Source organism: Neorhizobium sp. SOG26 (assembly GCF_003491345.1).
Taxonomy (GTDB): Bacteria; Pseudomonadota; Alphaproteobacteria; order Rhizobiales; family Rhizobiaceae; genus Neorhizobium; species Neorhizobium turbinariae.
The window spans coordinates 2,223,755-2,239,520 of the sequence record NZ_CP025512.1; the positions used below are offsets into that span (position 1 = coordinate 2,223,755).

Consider the following 15,766-nt stretch of genomic DNA (forward strand, 5'->3'; position numbering starts at 1 on the left):
CGGCAAACATCTTGGGCCTACCCCAAGTATTGTACCTTGCATTCTTCTCAGGCAGCGCCCAAAATCCGTGCAACAGGCTGCTTTTGGGGAACCGATGTCGATCAAGGCGAGTATCTACCACCTCACCCATTACATGTACGACAAACCCGTCCGCCTCGGACCGCAGATCATCCGCCTCAAGCCCGCCGCCCATTCCCGAACAAAGGTATTGAGCCATTCGCTCAAGGTTTCGCCGCAGAACCATTTCGTCAATCTGCAGCAGGATCCTTACGGCAATTACCTCGCCCGGTTCGTCTTTCCCGAACCGGCAACCGAGTTCAAGATCGAGGTCGACCTTGTTGCCGACATGACGGTCTACAACCCGTTCGACTTCTTCGTGGAGGAAGAGGCGACGAACTGGCCGTTCCTCTATCCGGAAAACCTCGTCGAGGACCTGTCGATCTACCGCAAGCCGGAGCCGGCGACGCCCAACCTCCAGGCCTTCCTTGACACGATCGACAAGACGCCGGGCCAGCCGACGGTGGACATGGTGGTCGGCCTCAACGCCCGCCTGCAGCGCGAGATCGCCTATGTCATCCGCATGGAACCCGGCGTGCAGACGCCGGAGGAAACGCTCACCCTCGCCAAGGGCTCCTGCCGCGATACCAGCTGGCTGCTCGTCCAGGTGCTGCGCCATCTCGGTTTTGCCGCGCGCTTCGTGTCCGGTTACCTCATCCAGCTGACGCCGGACCTGAAGGCGCTCGATGGCCCGTCCGGCACCGAAGTGGATTTCACCGACCTGCATGCCTGGGCGGAAGTTTACCTGCCCGGCGCCGGCTGGATCGGGCTCGATCCCACCTCGGGCCTCCTGACCGGCGAAAGTCATATCCCGCTTGCCGCGACGCCCCATTACCGCAATGCCGCACCGATCTCTGGCGGCTACTTTGGCGAAGCGGAGACGAGCTTTGCCTTCGACATGAAGGTAGAGCGTGTCGCCGAGCACCCGCGCATCACCAAGCCGTTTTCGGATGAAAGCTGGGACGCGCTCAACGCATTGGGCGAACAGGTCGATGCCGTGCTTGCCGCCGAAGATGTTCGTCTCACCATGGGCGGCGAACCGACCTTCGTGTCGATCGACGACTTCCAGTCCGACGAATGGAATACAGCCGCAGTCGGCCCGACCAAGCGGGAAAAGGCCGACATCCTGATCCGCCGGCTGCGCGAACGTTTTGCGCCGGGCGGCTTCCTGCATTACGGTCAGGGCAAGTGGTATCCGGGCGAAAGCCTGCCGCGCTGGACCTTCTCGCTCTATTGGCGCAAGGACGGCCGGCCGATCTGGAACAAGCCGGATCTGATTGCCCAGGAAGGCGGCGACTACCATGTCGGCGAAGGTGACGCCCAAAAGCTGCTCTTCGCGCTCGCCACCGAACTCGGCATCGACACCGAGATGGTGCTTCCGGCCTATGAAGATCCCGCCGAATGGATCCTGCGCGAAGGCAGCCTGCCGGACAATGTCGATCCCTCCAACTCCAAGCTGAAAGATCCGGAAGAGCGCAGCCGCATCGCCCGCGTCTTCGAACGTGGCCTGACGACACCGAGCGGTTACGTGCTGCCCGTACAGGCCTGGAACTCGCAGGCGCGCGGCGCACCACCCAGCCGCCGTTGGGTGAGCGAGAAATGGCGCACGCGGCGCGGCAAGATCTTCCTCGTTCCCGGCGACAGTCCCGTGGGTTATCGCTTGCCGCTCGGCACCCTGCCCCATGTGCCGCCCTCACAGTTTCCATATATCCACGAGGCAGATCCAACGATCCCGCGTGATCCCCTCCCCGACGCCATCGTCCCCGCCGGCCGCGCCATGCCGGAATCCTCCTTCCGGGCCACTGACCCGGCCAATCCCGGCCGCGTCGAGCAGGTGGCGGGCGAAATTGGCGGCGCGGTGCGCACTGCAATCTCCGTGGAACCCCGCGACGGGCGCCTTTGCGTCTTCATGCCGCCGGTGGAGCGCATTGAAGACTATCTGGCACTGATCGCCGCCGCCGAAAACGCGGCCGATAGCCTCGGGATGCCGGTCCATATCGAAGGTTACGCGCCGCCGCATGACGAACGCATCAATGTCATTCGCGTGGCGCCCGATCCCGGCGTCATCGAGGTCAACATCCATCCGGCCTCGAGCTGGAAGGAGACCGTCGACATCACCACGGCGATCTACGAGGAAGCCCGCCAGAGCCGGCTCGGCGCCGACAAGTTCATGATCGACGGCCGCCACACCGGCACCGGCGGCGGCAACCATGTCGTCGTCGGTGGCGCCAACCCGAACGACAGCCCTTTCCTGCGCCGCCCGGACCTGTTGAAGAGCATCGTGCTCCACTGGCAGCGCCATCCGTCGCTGTCCTACCTCTTCTCGGGCCTCTTCATCGGCCCGACATCGCAGGCGCCGCGCATCGACGAGGCCCGCCACGACTCGCTCTACGAGCTGGAGATCGCGCTGGCCCAAGTGCCCGCCCCCGGACAGGGCGAGCCTCCCCTGCCCTGGCTGGTGGACCGGCTGTTCCGCAACCTCCTGACCGACGTCACCGGCAACACCCACCGCTCAGAAATCTGCATCGACAAGCTGTTTTCTCCCGATGGCCCAACCGGGCGTCTTGGCCTCGTCGAGTTCCGCGGCTTCGAGATGCCACCGAATGCGCGCATGTCGCTCGCCCAGCAGTTGCTGGTTCGTGCCCTCATCGCCCGGTTCTGGAAGAACCCGCTGCAGGGCAAGTTCGTCCGCTGGGGCACCGCGCTTGCCGACCGTTTCATGCTGCCGCACTTCATCTGGGCAGACTTTCTCGATGTCCTCCAGGACCTGCGCGACAACGGTTTCGACCTGCGGCCGGAATGGTTCGAGGCGCAGCTGGAATTCCGCTTCCCCTTCTTCGGCGAGGTGGAATACGAGGGCTGCAAGCTGGAACTGCGCCAGGCGCTCGAGCCCTGGCACGTCATGGGCGAACAGGGTGCGATCGGCGGCACCGTCCGCTTCGTGGATTCCTCCGTCGAACGCCTCCAGGTGAAGCTCGAGACGAGCAATCCGGCTCGCTACACCGTCGCCTGCAATGGCCGCGCCGTGCCGCTCAGGCAGACAGGCGCCTCCGGCACCGCGGTCGCCGGCGTCCGCTTCAAGGCATGGCAGCCGGCGTCGGGGCTTCATCCGGTGCTTCCGGTTAATTCGCCGCTTACATTCGATGTTTATGATACATGGTCCGGTCGGTCGATCGGCGGATGCATCTACCATGTTGCGCATCCGGGCGGTCGCAACTATGAGACCTTCCCGGTCAACGGCAACGAGGCCGAGGCACGCCGCCTCGCCCGGTTCGAACCCTGGGGCCACACGGCCGGCAGCTATCCGCTGCGCGCCGAAGTGCCTTCGCCGGAATTCCCGCTGACGCTCGACCTGCGCCGGCCGCACGGAGTGTAAGAAGAACCGATGTCCAAGGCACCGGCAATGGAACGGGTGAGCGAAGGGGCGGTGCTTGCCGATCCGGTCCGCGGTTATGCGGCGCTGCCCGGCGTTGCCGACGAGATGATGGACCCGAACGGCCAGATCCGGCCCGTCTGGCGCAACCTCATCAGCCACCTTGGCCGCATGAGCGAAAGCGAGCTGCACGAGCGCTTCGCCCGCGCCGACCGCTACCTGCGCGATGCCGGCGTCTTCTACCGCACCTATGACGCACCGGGCGGTGGCAATGCCGAGCGCAACTGGCCGATCAGCCATGTGCCGGTCCTCATCGATGGCAAGGAATGGGACACCGTCTGCAAGGGGCTGACCCAGCGCGCCGAAGTGCTGGAAGCGCTGATCGCGGATATCTACGGCGACAACAGGCTGGTGAAGGAAGGCTGCATCCCGCCGGCGCTCATTGCCAACAATTCCGAATTCCTGCGCCCCCTAGTCGGCGTCAAGCCGGTCAGCGGCCACTACCTGCACTTCTGCTCCTTCGAGATCGGCCGTGGCCCGGACGGCAACTGGTGGGTGCTTGCCGACCGCACCCAGGCGCCGTCGGGTGCAGGTTTTGCGCTGGAAAACCGTGTTGCCACCACCCGCGCCTTTTCCGACATCTATGCCGAAAGCCATGTGCATCGGCTGGCCTCCTTCTTCGGTGCCTTCCGCGATGCGCTTCAGCAACACAAGCAATATCCGGAAGACCGGATCGCCGTCCTTTCTCCGGGTCCGGCCAACGAGACCTATTTCGAACACGCCTATATCGCCCGCTACCTCGGTTTCATGCTGCTTGAGGGCGAGGACCTGACGGTCGTCAACAACCGCGTCATGGTCCGCACCGTGGCCGGCCTGAAGCCCATCGGCGTGCTCTGGCGCCGGCTTGATGCATCCTATGCCGATCCGCTGGAACTGAACCAGAATTCCCATATCGGCACCCCCGGCATGGTGCAGGCGCTGCGCTCCGGCGCCGTCACCTTCGTCAACGCGCTCGGCTCCGGCATTCTCGAAACCCGCGCGCTGCTCGCCTTCATGCCGTCGATCTGCCGCCGCCTGACCGGCGAGGACCTCGTCATGCCGTCGATCGCCACCTGGTGGTGCGGCCAGAAGGACGAGCGCGAGCATGTGGCTAGGAACATCGAGCGCATGGTGATCGGCCCCGCCTATTCCCGCCTGCCCTTCTTCGACGACAACGGCCAGTCGGTGCTCGGCGCCTCGTTGCGCAATACAGCCAAGCATGCAGTCGGCGAATGGCTTGCAAATGAAGGCGCCAAGCTCGTCGGCCAGGAAGTCGTGACGCTCTCGACCACGCCGGCCTATGTGGATGGCAAGCTGACGCCGCGGCCGATGTCGCTGCGCGTTTATGCCGCCCGCACCGAAACCGGCTGGCAGATCATGCCCGGCGGCTTTGCGCGGATCGGCACCGGCGATAACGTCGCCGCAATCGCCATGCAGGCCGGTGGCACCGCCGCCGATGTCTGGATCGTCTCCGACAAGCCGGTCAACAAGTCGACGCTCCTCCCGCCGGAGGAAAGCTTCACTCGCAACATGCCGGGCTCGCTGCCGAGCCGCGCGGCCGACAACCTCTTCTGGCTCGGCCGTTATATCGAGCGCGCCGAGGGGGCGCTGCGCATCCTGCGCGCCTGGCACCTGCGTTATGCGGAAGCCGCCGATCCGGACACGCCTCTCCTCGCCGACATCGCGCGTTACCTCAAGGGCATCGACCTCGACATGACGAAGGCGGTGCCGGCAACGCTGCTCCGGAACATCGACAGCGCCATCTATTCCGCCAGCAACCTGCGCGACCGCTTCTCGCCGGATGGCTGGCTGGCGCTCAACGACCTTTCGAAGACCGCCCGGCGCTTCCACGACCGCGTCCAGCCCGGCGATGACGCGGCGCATGCCATGACGGTGCTGCTGCGCAAGCTCGCGGGCTTTGCCGGCCTCGTGCACGAAAACATGTACCGCTTCACCGGCTGGCGTTTCCTGTCGATCGGCCGTTACCTCGAACGCGGCCTCCACATGACCCGGCTGCTCGGCCATATGTCGGGGCCGGACGCGCCCGACGGCTCGCTCGACATGCTGATCGAGATCGGCGACAGCGTCATGACCCACCGGCGGCGCTACAACGTGGCGACCGCCCGGCTGACGGTGGCCGATCTGCTCGCGCTTGATGCGCTCAATCCGCGCTCGATCCTGTTCCAGCTGAACGAGATCCGCGCCGAAGTCGAGCAATTGCCGAATGCTTACGTGAACGGCCAGATGTCGCCCTTCTACCGCGAGGCCATGCGCCTTCACTCCAGCCTTGCCGTCATGACGCCGGACGCCATGACCGAAGAGGTTTACCGCAAGCTCGAACAGGAGATGGAGAAGTTGTCCGATATCCTCGGCCAGACTTACTTCAACTGAGGCCGCAGGACGACGGGATGCTCTACGACCTCAATCTCCACATGGGCTATGTCTATGACGTGCCGGCATCCGGTGCGCGCCATGTCATCCGCCTCCTGCCGCTTTCCCTGCCGGATCGCCAGCGCCTTGTCGCGGGCTCGCTCAGCGTTTCCCCGAACGCCGACGAGAAAACCACCTTCGTGGATTTCTTCGGCCAGCAGGCAACCTCCGTGCTGGTGCGCGCCCCGCACGAGCGGCTCGATATCCGCATGCAGGCCCGTGTCCAGGTGGAAGCGCAGCCGCTGACGGCAGACTTCTCGCCGGAACTCACGCAACTGAAGGAGCAGCTTGCGGCGTTATGGTCGGTCGAACCGGATTCGCCGCACCACTTTGCCGGCGTCAGCCCGCGGCTTCCCGAAGAGCCGCTGATCGCGGCTTACGCGCAGGAGATACTGGCGCCCGGGCAGACGGTGCGTGAGATCGCCAGCGCGCTCTGCGCCCGCATCCACTCGGACTTCACCTATGATGGCGAGGCGACCACGGTCGACACCACCGCCAGGGAAGCCTTTCGCCTGAAGCGCGGCGTCTGCCAGGATTTCGCGCATATCATGATCGTCGCGCTGCGCAGCCTCGGCATCCCCGCCGGCTACGTTTCCGGTTTCCTGCGCACGCTGCCGCCGCCGGGCAAGGAGCGGCTGGAAGGTGCCGACGCCATGCATGCCTGGGTGCGCGCCTGGTGCGGCGAGACCATGGGCTATATCGAACTCGATCCCACCAACAACATGCCGGCCGGCAGCGACCACATCGTCGTCGGTTACGGCAGGGATTACTCCGATGTTGCACCCGTCATTGGCGTGCTCAAGGGCTATGGTAACCAGAAGGTCATCCAGGCCGTGGATGTTGTCCCGGTAAAATAGCCGAGTAGAAATAGCCTCGTTTTGGGTCTGATTCTGCTTATTCGGTAAAATTGCAGGTAAAAGCTTAGGAGTTCCTATACCCGTACCTTCTAAACGTCGCTGATCAGATGTTTGAGGGCTCTGGGTCAGGATCCAAGGTGCACCATGCAAAGCATTCAGTTTAACCGTCTTCTGAAAGATCGTTCCGGCAATTTCGGCATCATTACTGCCGTGATGTTGCCGGTTATGCTTGGACTTGCTGGCATCGCGGTTGATGTCAGCCATGCTCTTGACCAGAAGAGCCGGATCCAGGCACTGGCCGATGCGGCCACGCTCGCGGTTGCGTCCGCCATGGCAGACAAGGGCAACATGAGCGAGCAGGAGGCCGCAGCGCTCGGCCTCAAGACCTTCATCTCGCAGACGCTTGCCTCCGACGGCTCCCTGACGCCGGAACAGCGCGCGGAAGAAGAAAAGAAGCTCCGCGACGCCACGACCTTCCAGACGACCTCCACCTCGTCGAACAACTCGGACAGCTACGACGTCCTCATGAAGTCGACCTACGAGATCCCGATGAACGGCATGAGCGCCGTCGTCGGCTTCAAGACCCTCAAGGTGACCGTCGAAAGCCGCGCCTCCAGTGGCCGTGAAGGCAATGCGCTTTCCATGTATCTCGTGCTCGATGAATCGGGTTCCATGGCCTGGGATACCACGACCATCGACCCGGTGGCGCCGTCCAAGAAGGTCAAGAAGCAGCGCAAGGAAAAGTATCCTTGCCCGGACAACGAGGCCATCATGTGCGAGCGGTTGGTCGAAGAATATGTCGATGCGCCGAACTACATCGTGAAGATGGCGTCGCTGAAGACGGCCGCGGGCGTCATGTTCGACGAGCTCAAGAAGGCCGATCCGAACAGCGGTCTCATCCGCGTCGGCGCCTCGTCCTACGACGACAAGACTAAGTCTGAGCAGAAGATCGAATGGGGCACCTCCGAGGTCTCCAAATACGTCACCAAGCTGCCGGCAAAGCCGGATGGCGGGACGGATGCAAGCGGCGCGCTCACCAATGCCTATGCAGCCCTGAAGGCCGAGAACACCCGCGAAAAGAACGCCCACGACGCCAAGAAGAACAAGAGCTTTGAACGCTTCATCGTCTTCATGACGGATGGCGAGATGACCGGCAACGGCGGCATCTGGAGCAAGAAGATCCACGACCAGGTCATGGGGATCTGCGAGCAGGCCAAGAACGACAAGGACGCCGGCGGCAACCCGATCAAGATCTACACGATCGCCTTCATGGCGCCAGCAAAGGGCAAGGAACTGCTCGAAGCCTGCTCCAGCGGCAAGGAATTCTACTACGAGCCCAACAACATGACGCAGCTCGTGCAGACGTTCGGCGAAATTGCCCGCAAGGCCGCCAAGACCGGCACCCGCCTCACCAACTAACGGTCGCAAACCTTGCAAAATGCCCTGCCGGAAACGGCGGGGCATTTTGCTTTGCCTGCCGCAAGATAGTCAAACATAGATGGATGATTGCAACCGATTCATAACGGTGCATAAACTCTATCCATAGATCATGCCGGATTGACTGAATCGGACGCACCTCCGCTCTCCAGAAAGTTGGCGACTTAATGCAGAAAACCATTTCCTCCGTTGATATTCCCCAGCCGGCTCCGCGTAGCTCACGCCCCGAGATCATGGCGGAGGAGATCATCGAGCGTCTCACCTACCGCATCGGCAAGGACGCGAAGGTCGCAAAACCGCATGACTGGCTGACCGCCGCCATCCTCGTCATCCGCGACCGCATCATCGACCACTGGATGGAGTCCACCCGCAAGGTCTACCGCACCGGCGGCAAGCGCGTTTATTACCTGTCGCTCGAGTTCCTCATCGGCCGCCTCATGCGCGATGCCGTTTCGAACCTTGGGCTGATGGCGGAACTGCGTGATGCACTGATCTCGCTCGGCGTCGATATCGACGTCATTGCGGGCCTTGAGCCGGACGCAGCGCTTGGCAACGGTGGCCTTGGTCGCCTTGCCGCCTGCTTCATGGAATCCATGGCGACCGTCGACATCCCCGCTTATGGCTACGGCATTCGTTATGTCCACGGCCTGTTCCGCCAGCAGATGGCGGATGGCTGGCAGGTGGAACTGCCGGAAACCTGGCTTGCCCACGGCAACCCCTGGGAATTCGAGCGGCGCGAAAGCGCTTACGAAATCGGCTACGGCGGCAGCGTCGAAACGGTCGGTGCCTATGATGAATCGCCGCGTTATGTCTGGAAGCCGGCCGAACGCGTCATCGCGATGGCCTATGATACCCCGGTTGTCGGCTGGCGCGGCAAGCGCGTTAACACGCTGCGCCTCTGGTCTGCCCAGCCGATCGACCCGATCCTGCTCGATGCCTTCAATGCCGGCGACCATATCGGCGCGCTGCGCGAGAGCAACAAGGCGGAAGCGCTCACCCGCGTCCTTTACCCGGCCGACGCCAACGCGGCTGGCCAGGAACTGCGCCTGCGCCAGGAGTTCTTCTTCTCCTCGGCCTCGCTCCAGGACATCCTGCGCCGCCACCTGCAGCAATATCCGGATTTCACCAACCTGCATGAGAAGGTCTCGATCCAGCTCAACGACACGCACCCGGCCGTGTCGATTGCCGAGCTGATGCGCTTGCTCACCGATATCCATGGCATGGATTTCGAGCAGGCTTGGGAAATCACCCGCCAGACCTTCTCCTACACCAACCACACGCTCCTGCCTGAAGCTTTGGAAAGCTGGCCCGTGCCGCTCTTCGAGCGCCTCCTGCCGCGCCACATGCAGATCGTCTATGCGATCAACGCGGTGATCCTGCTGCAGGCACGCAAGCAGGGCTTCTCGGATGGCCAGATCCGCTCGATCTCGCTGATCGACGAAGGCGGCGAGCGACGCGTGCGAATGGGCAACCTCGCGTTCGTCGGTTCGCACTCGGTGAACGGCGTCTCGGCGCTTCATACCGATCTCATGAAGGTCACCGTCTTCTCCGACCTTCACAAGCTTTACCCGACCCGCATCAACAACAAGACCAACGGCATCACGCCGCGCCGCTGGATGATGCAGTGTAACCCTGGCCTCACGGCGCTGGTGCAGGACGCGATCGGGGACAAGTTCCTCGACGACACCGAAGCGCTGCGCGAACTCGACAAGTTCGCCGACGACAAGACCTTCCAGGAAAAGTTCGCGGCGGTGAAGCGGGCGAACAAGGTGCAGCTTGCCAACCTCGTCGGCAGCCGCATGGGCATCCGGCTCGACCCGTCGGCCATGTTCGACATCCAGATCAAGCGCATCCACGAATACAAGCGCCAGTTGCTCAACATCATCGAGACGGTGGCTCTTTACGACCAGATCCGCTCGCATCCGGAACAGGACTGGGTGCCCCGCGTAAAGCTTTTCGCCGGCAAGGCGGCGCCGAGCTACCACAACGCCAAGCTCATCATCAAGCTCGCCAACGACGTGGCGCGCACCATCAACAACGACCCGGCCGTCCGTGGCCTGCTCAAGGTGGTGTTCGTGCCGAACTACAACGTCTCGCTCGCCGAGATCATGGTCCCGGCGGCCGATCTTTCCGAGCAGATCTCGACCGCCGGCATGGAAGCATCCGGCACCGGCAACATGAAGTTCGCGCTGAACGGCGCGCTCACCATCGGCACGCTCGATGGCGCCAATGTCGAGATGCGCGATCATGTCGGCAAGGACAACATCGTCATCTTCGGCCTCACCGCCGAAGAGGTTCAGAAGGTGCGCGACGAAGGCCACCAGCCCCGCGCCATCATCGAAAAGTCCCGCGAACTTGCCCAGGCGCTCAGCGCCATCAGCTCCGGCGTCTTCTCGCCCGACGATCGTTCGCGTTTCACAGGCCTGATGGACGGCATCTATAACCACGACTGGTTCATGGTCGCGGCCGATTTCGACGCCTATGCGGAAGCACAGCGGCACGTTGACCAAATCTGGTCAGACCCTAAGTCTTGGTATTCGAAAACGATTCGCAATACCGCCCGCATGGGATGGTTCTCCTCTGACAGAACTATTCGCCAATACGCGTCGGAAATCTGGAGAGCCTGATGAAGAAATCGCCCCGTGTCGATGACGGACGAGCCCCTGGCGAAATCCCGTTATCAGAGATCGAGGCGATCATCGAAGGTAGGCATGCCAATCCGTTTGCCGTCCTCGGGCTTCACCGGCTCGGGGATGCCTACCGCCTCAGATGTTTCATTCCCGGCGCCGAGGCCGTCACGCCGCTGACGCTGAACGGCACGGATCTTGGCGAATTGAAATGCCGCCACGAGGCCGGTTATTTCGAAGGCCTGGTCGAGGTCGCGCATCTTCAGCCGGTGCGCTACCGCGCCCGCCGCGGCGATGTCGAATGGGCGGTCACCGACCCCTATACCTTCGGCCCCGTGCTCGGCCCGATGGACGACTACCTGCTGCGTGAAGGCTCGCATCTGCGGCTCTTCGACAAGATGGGAGCCCACCCGCTGAAGCACGAGGGCGTCGACGGTTTCCACTTCGCCGTCTGGGCGCCAAATGCCAAGCGCGTGTCGGTGGTTGGCGAATTCAACAACTGGGACGGCCGCCGCCACGTCATGCGGCTGCGGATGGATACCGGCATCTGGGAAATCTTTGCGCCCGACGTGCGCCCCGGCTCGCCCTACAAGTTCGAGATCATCGGCAAGAACGGCGAACTGCTGCCGCTGAAGGCAGACCCTTACGCCCGTCGCGCCGAACTGCGGCCGCAAACGGCCTCCGTGACGGCACCGGAACTCGTCCAGGAATGGGAAGACGATGCGCACCGCGCCTTCTGGGAAAAGGCCGACCATCGTCGCCAGCCGATCAGCATCTACGAGGTGCATGCCGGCTCCTGGCGCAAGCGCGACGACGGCACCTTCCTCTCCTGGGACGAACTTGCCGCCCAGTTGATCCCCTACTGCACCGACATGGGTTTTACCCATATCGAGTTTCTGCCGATCACAGAGCACCCGTTCGATCCGTCCTGGGGTTACCAGACGACCGGCCTCTTCGCCCCGACCGCCCGTTTCGGCGAGCCGGAAGGTTTCGCGCGCTTCGTCAACGGCTGCCACAAGGTCGGGATTGGCGTCATCCTCGATTGGGTGCCGGCGCATTTCCCAACGGACGAGTTCGGCCTGCGCCAGTTCGATGGCACCGCGCTTTACGAGCACGAGGACCCGCGCCAGGGTTTCCACCCCGACTGGAACACGGCGATCTACAATTTCGGCCGCATCGAGGTCCTCTCCTACCTCGTCAACAACGCGCTTTATTGGGCGGAAAAATTCCATCTCGATGGGCTCCGCGTCGATGCCGTCGCCTCCATGCTCTACCTCGACTATTCGCGCAAGGAAGGCGAATGGGTGCCGAACGAATATGGCGGGCGCGAAAACCTGGAAGCCGTGCGTTTCCTGCAGAAGATGAATTCGCTCTCCTATGGCGCCCATCCCGGTGTGATGACGATCGCCGAGGAATCCACCTCATGGCCGAAGGTCTCGCATCCGGTGCACGAAGGCGGCCTTGGCTTCGGCTTCAAGTGGAACATGGGTTTCATGCACGACACGCTGAGCTACCTGAAGCGTGAGCCGATCCACCGCAAGCATCATCACCATGAGATGACCTTCGGGCTCGTTTATGCCTATTCGGAAAACTTCGTGCTGCCGCTGTCCCACGACGAGGTGGTGCATGGCAAAGGGTCGCTGATTGCCAAGATGGCCGGCGACGACTGGCAGAAGTTCGCAAATCTTCGCGCCTACTACGGCTTCATGTGGGGTTATCCCGGCAAGAAGCTTCTCTTCATGGGCCAGGAATTTGCCCAATGGGCGGAATGGAGCGAAAGCCGCTCGCTCGACTGGAACCTGCTGCAATACCACCCGCACGAGGGCATGCGCCGCTTGGTGCGCGACCTCAACTTCTGTTACCGCTCCAAGCCCGCGCTCCACGCGCGTGATTGCGAAGGCGAAGGGTTCCGCTGGCTGATCGCCGACGATGCGGACAATTCGGTTTATGCCTGGCTGCGCATGGCACCGGGCGAAAAGCCGGTGGCGGTGATCACGAATTTCACGCCGGTTTATCGGGAAAACTACCGGGTCCCCTTGCCAAACGAGGGCAGATGGCGGGAAATTCTCAACACCGATGCGGAGATCTACGGCGGCAGCGGCAAGGGCAATGGCGGGCGCGTCCAGGCCGTGAACGCGGGTGGAAGCATATCGGCCGACGTCACGTTGCCGCCGCTTGCGACGATCATGCTCGAACTGGAACAGGCATAAGCTTTTGGGAGGGACAAGAATGCACGAAAAGAGAATCCAGCCCCTGTCGCGTGATGCGATGGCCTATGTCCTGGCCGGCGGGCGCGGCAGCCGCCTGAAGGAACTGACCGACCGGCGCGCCAAGCCCGCAGTCTATTTCGGCGGCAAGGCGCGCATCATCGATTTCGCACTCTCGAACGCTCTCAACTCCGGCATTCGCCGCATCGGTGTTGCCACCCAGTACAAGGCGCATTCGCTGATCCGCCACATGCAGCGCGGCTGGAACTTCTTCCGTCCAGAACGCAATGAAAGCTTCGACATCCTGCCCGCCTCCCAGCGTGTTTCCGAAACGCAGTGGTATGAAGGCACCGCCGACGCGGTCTTCCAGAACATCGACATCATCGAGGCCTATGCGCCCGAATACATGGTCATCCTCGCCGGCGACCACGTCTACAAGATGGACTACGAATACATGCTCCAGCAGCATGTCGATTCCGGCGCCGATGTCACGGTTGGCTGCCTGGAAGTGCCGCGCATGGAAGCCACCGGCTTCGGCGTCATGCATGTCAACGAGAAGGACGAGATCATCGCCTTCGTTGAAAAGCCCGCCGACCCGCCGGGCATCCCCGGCAACCCGGGTTTTGCCCTTGCCTCCATGGGCATCTATGTCTTCCACACCAAGTTCCTGATGGAAGCCCTGAAACGCGACGCCAATACGCCGGGTTCGAGCCGCGACTTCGGCAAGGACATCATTCCCTACATCGTCGAGCACGGAAAGGCCGTGGCGCACCGTTTCGCCGACAGCTGCGTCCGCTCCGATTTCGAACGCGAGCCCTACTGGCGCGACGCTGGCACGATCGACGCTTACTGGCAGGCCAATATCGACCTCACCGAGATCGTGCCGGGCCTCGACATCTACGACAAGTCCTGGCCGATCTGGACCTATGCAGAGATCACCCCGCCGGCCAAGTTCGTGCATGACGACGAAAACCGCCGCGGATCGGCGATATCCTCCGTCGTGTCGGGCGACTGCATCATTTCCGGCTCGTCGCTGCACCGCAGCCTGCTGTTTACCGGCGTGCGCGCCAATTCCTATTCGCGCCTCGACGGGGCGGTCGTGCTGCCCAACGTGCGGATCGGCCGCCGCGCACAGATTCGCAACGTCGTCATCGATGCCGGCGTCACCATCCCGGAAGGCCTTGTCGTCGGCGAGGATCCGGAACTCGATGCCAAACGCTTCCGCCGCAGCGACAGCGGCATATGCCTCATCACCCAGGCAATGATCGATAAACTGGACCTGTAATTCACGATGGAAGTGCTTTCGGTCGCGTCCGAAGTCTATCCGCTGGTGAAAACCGGCGGACTTGCCGATGTTGCCGGTGCGCTGCCGCTGGCGCTGAAGCAGCATGGCGTCTCGGTAAGAACGCTGATGCCGGGCTACCCGGCCGTGATGCGCGCCATCAATAACCCGAAGGTGGTCGGGGGTTTCAACGACCTGCTCGGCGCAAAGGCCGATGTCCTTGCCGTCGAGCACCAGGGCCTCGATCTCCTTGTTCTTGATGCGCCCGCTCTGTTTGACCGGCCGGGCGGCCCCTATCTCGACACGAACGGCAAGGACCACGCCGACAACTGGCTGCGTTTTGCGGCGCTCTCGAAAGCGGGCGCGCTGATCGCACAGGACGGGATCGGCGGCTGGCGCCCGGACATCGTGCATGTGCATGACTGGCAGGCCGCAATGGTGCCCGCCTATATGCGCTTCTCGGATGCCCGCGAGGTCCCGTCCCTCATCACCATCCACAACATCGCCTTCCAGGGTCAGTACGGCGCCGAGATCTTCCCCGACCTCGACCTGCCGCCGCACGCCTTCGGTATCGATGGTGTCGAATATTTCGGCGGCGTCGGTTACCTGAAGGCCGGGCTGCAGGCGAGCTGGGCGATTTCCACCGTCAGCCCCTCCTATGCGGAAGAGATCCTGACGCCGGAATTTGGCATGGGGCTCGAAGGTTTGCTCAGCCACCGCGCCGACGATCTCCATGGCATCGTCAATGGCATTGATGCCACGGTCTGGGATCCGGCAACCGATAGCAATCTGCGCGCCAACTATACCGCCACAAGCCTCAAGAACCGCGCCGCGAACAAGATCGCGCTCGCGGAACGTTTCGGCCTTGACCGCGACCGGGCGCCGCTCTTCTGCGTCGTGTCCCGCCTGACCTGGCAGAAGGGGATGGACCTTCTGGCCGAGGCCGTAGACGACCTGGTGGACGCCGGCGCCAAGCTCGCCATCCTCGGCTCGGGCGATGCCGCGCTTGAACAGGCTTTCCAGGCCGCTGCCGCACGCCACCCCGGCCGCGTTTCGCTCGTCACCGGTTACGACGAGCCGCTCTCCCACCTGATGCAGGCGGGTTCCGATGCGATCGTCATCCCGTCCCGCTTCGAGCCCTGCGGCCTGACCCAGCTTTACGGCCTGCGCTACGGCTGCGTGCCGATCGTGGCGCGTACCGGCGGCCTCAACGACACCGTGATCGACGCAAGCCATGCCGGGCTTGCGGCGGGCGCTGCCACCGGCGTCGCCTTCGGCCCCATCACCGCCATGAACCTGCGCCGCGCGCTGCGTCGGGCGGTCACGCTCTACGGGGAGCCGAAAACCTGGACCGCGCTGCAGAAGCAGGGCATGAAGACCGACGTTTCCTGGACCAAGAGCGCTGCGCTCTACGCCAGTCTCTACAAGACATTGCTTGCCAAAAAAGGATCCTGACC

8 protein-coding genes are annotated in these 15,766 nt (G+C 63.0%); all 8 read left to right on the forward strand.

Features of this window, described 5'->3' with window-relative positions:
- The first annotated feature begins 94 nt into the window (after window positions 1-94).
- Window positions 95-3,433 (forward strand): transglutaminase family protein, encoded by a 3,339-nt coding sequence (locus CYG48_RS11110; protein ID WP_118850438.1) that lies wholly within the window; start codon window positions 95-97, stop codon window positions 3,431-3,433.
- Window positions 3,434-3,442: 9 nt separating this feature from the next.
- Window positions 3,443-5,860 (forward strand): circularly permuted type 2 ATP-grasp protein, encoded by a 2,418-nt coding sequence (locus CYG48_RS11115; protein WP_118850439.1) that lies wholly within the window; start codon window positions 3,443-3,445, stop codon window positions 5,858-5,860.
- 17 nt (window positions 5,861-5,877) lie between these two features.
- Window positions 5,878-6,756: a transglutaminase family protein gene (locus CYG48_RS11120; protein WP_118850440.1), complete on the forward strand. Its 879-nt coding sequence runs from the start codon at window positions 5,878-5,880 to the stop codon at window positions 6,754-6,756.
- A 144-nt stretch (window positions 6,757-6,900) separates the two neighbouring features.
- Window positions 6,901-8,175, forward strand: coding sequence for a TadE/TadG family type IV pilus assembly protein (locus CYG48_RS11125; protein WP_118850441.1), 1,275 nt, complete (start codon window positions 6,901-6,903; stop codon window positions 8,173-8,175).
- Between the two features lie 185 nt (window positions 8,176-8,360).
- The gene (locus CYG48_RS11130) at window positions 8,361-10,820 is read left to right on the forward strand and encodes a glycogen/starch/alpha-glucan phosphorylase (protein ID WP_118850442.1); all 2,460 of its coding nucleotides are present in this window, start codon (window positions 8,361-8,363) and stop codon (window positions 10,818-10,820) included.
- Window positions 10,820-13,030 carry a 1,4-alpha-glucan branching protein GlgB gene (gene glgB, locus CYG48_RS11135; RefSeq protein WP_118850443.1) on the forward strand — a complete coding sequence of 737 codons (2,211 nt, stop codon included), beginning with the start codon at window positions 10,820-10,822 and terminating at the stop codon, window positions 13,028-13,030. Before CYG48_RS11130 ends, glgB begins: the two co-directional genes overlap by 1 nt.
- A 19-nt stretch (window positions 13,031-13,049) precedes the next feature.
- Window positions 13,050-14,312 (forward strand): glucose-1-phosphate adenylyltransferase, encoded by a 1,263-nt coding sequence (gene glgC / locus CYG48_RS11140; RefSeq protein WP_118850444.1) that lies wholly within the window; start codon window positions 13,050-13,052, stop codon window positions 14,310-14,312.
- Between the two features lie 6 nt (window positions 14,313-14,318).
- On the forward strand, window positions 14,319-15,764 hold the full coding sequence (gene glgA / locus CYG48_RS11145) for a glycogen synthase GlgA (protein ID WP_118850445.1): 1,446 nt from the start codon (window positions 14,319-14,321) through the stop codon (window positions 15,762-15,764).
- The last annotated feature ends 2 nt before the right edge of the window (window positions 15,765-15,766 follow it).

What these genes read in the sequence shown, in the direction of transcription:
- CYG48_RS11120 (WP_118850440.1), top strand. Translation starts at nt 5,878, where the DNA reads ATGCTCTACGACCTCAATCTCCACATGGGCTATGTCTATGACGTGCCG.
- CYG48_RS11110 (WP_118850438.1), top strand. Translation starts at nt 95, where the DNA reads ATGTCGATCAAGGCGAGTATCTACCACCTCACCCATTACATGTACGAC.
- CYG48_RS11130 (WP_118850442.1), top strand. Translation starts at nt 8,361, where the DNA reads ATGCAGAAAACCATTTCCTCCGTTGATATTCCCCAGCCGGCTCCGCGT.
- glgC (WP_118850444.1), top strand. Translation starts at nt 13,050, where the DNA reads ATGCACGAAAAGAGAATCCAGCCCCTGTCGCGTGATGCGATGGCCTAT.
- CYG48_RS11115 (WP_118850439.1), top strand. Translation starts at nt 3,443, where the DNA reads ATGTCCAAGGCACCGGCAATGGAACGGGTGAGCGAAGGGGCGGTGCTT.
- CYG48_RS11125 (WP_118850441.1), top strand. Translation starts at nt 6,901, where the DNA reads ATGCAAAGCATTCAGTTTAACCGTCTTCTGAAAGATCGTTCCGGCAAT.
- glgB (WP_118850443.1), top strand. Translation starts at nt 10,820, where the DNA reads ATGAAGAAATCGCCCCGTGTCGATGACGGACGAGCCCCTGGCGAAATC.
- glgA (WP_118850445.1), top strand. Translation starts at nt 14,319, where the DNA reads ATGGAAGTGCTTTCGGTCGCGTCCGAAGTCTATCCGCTGGTGAAAACC.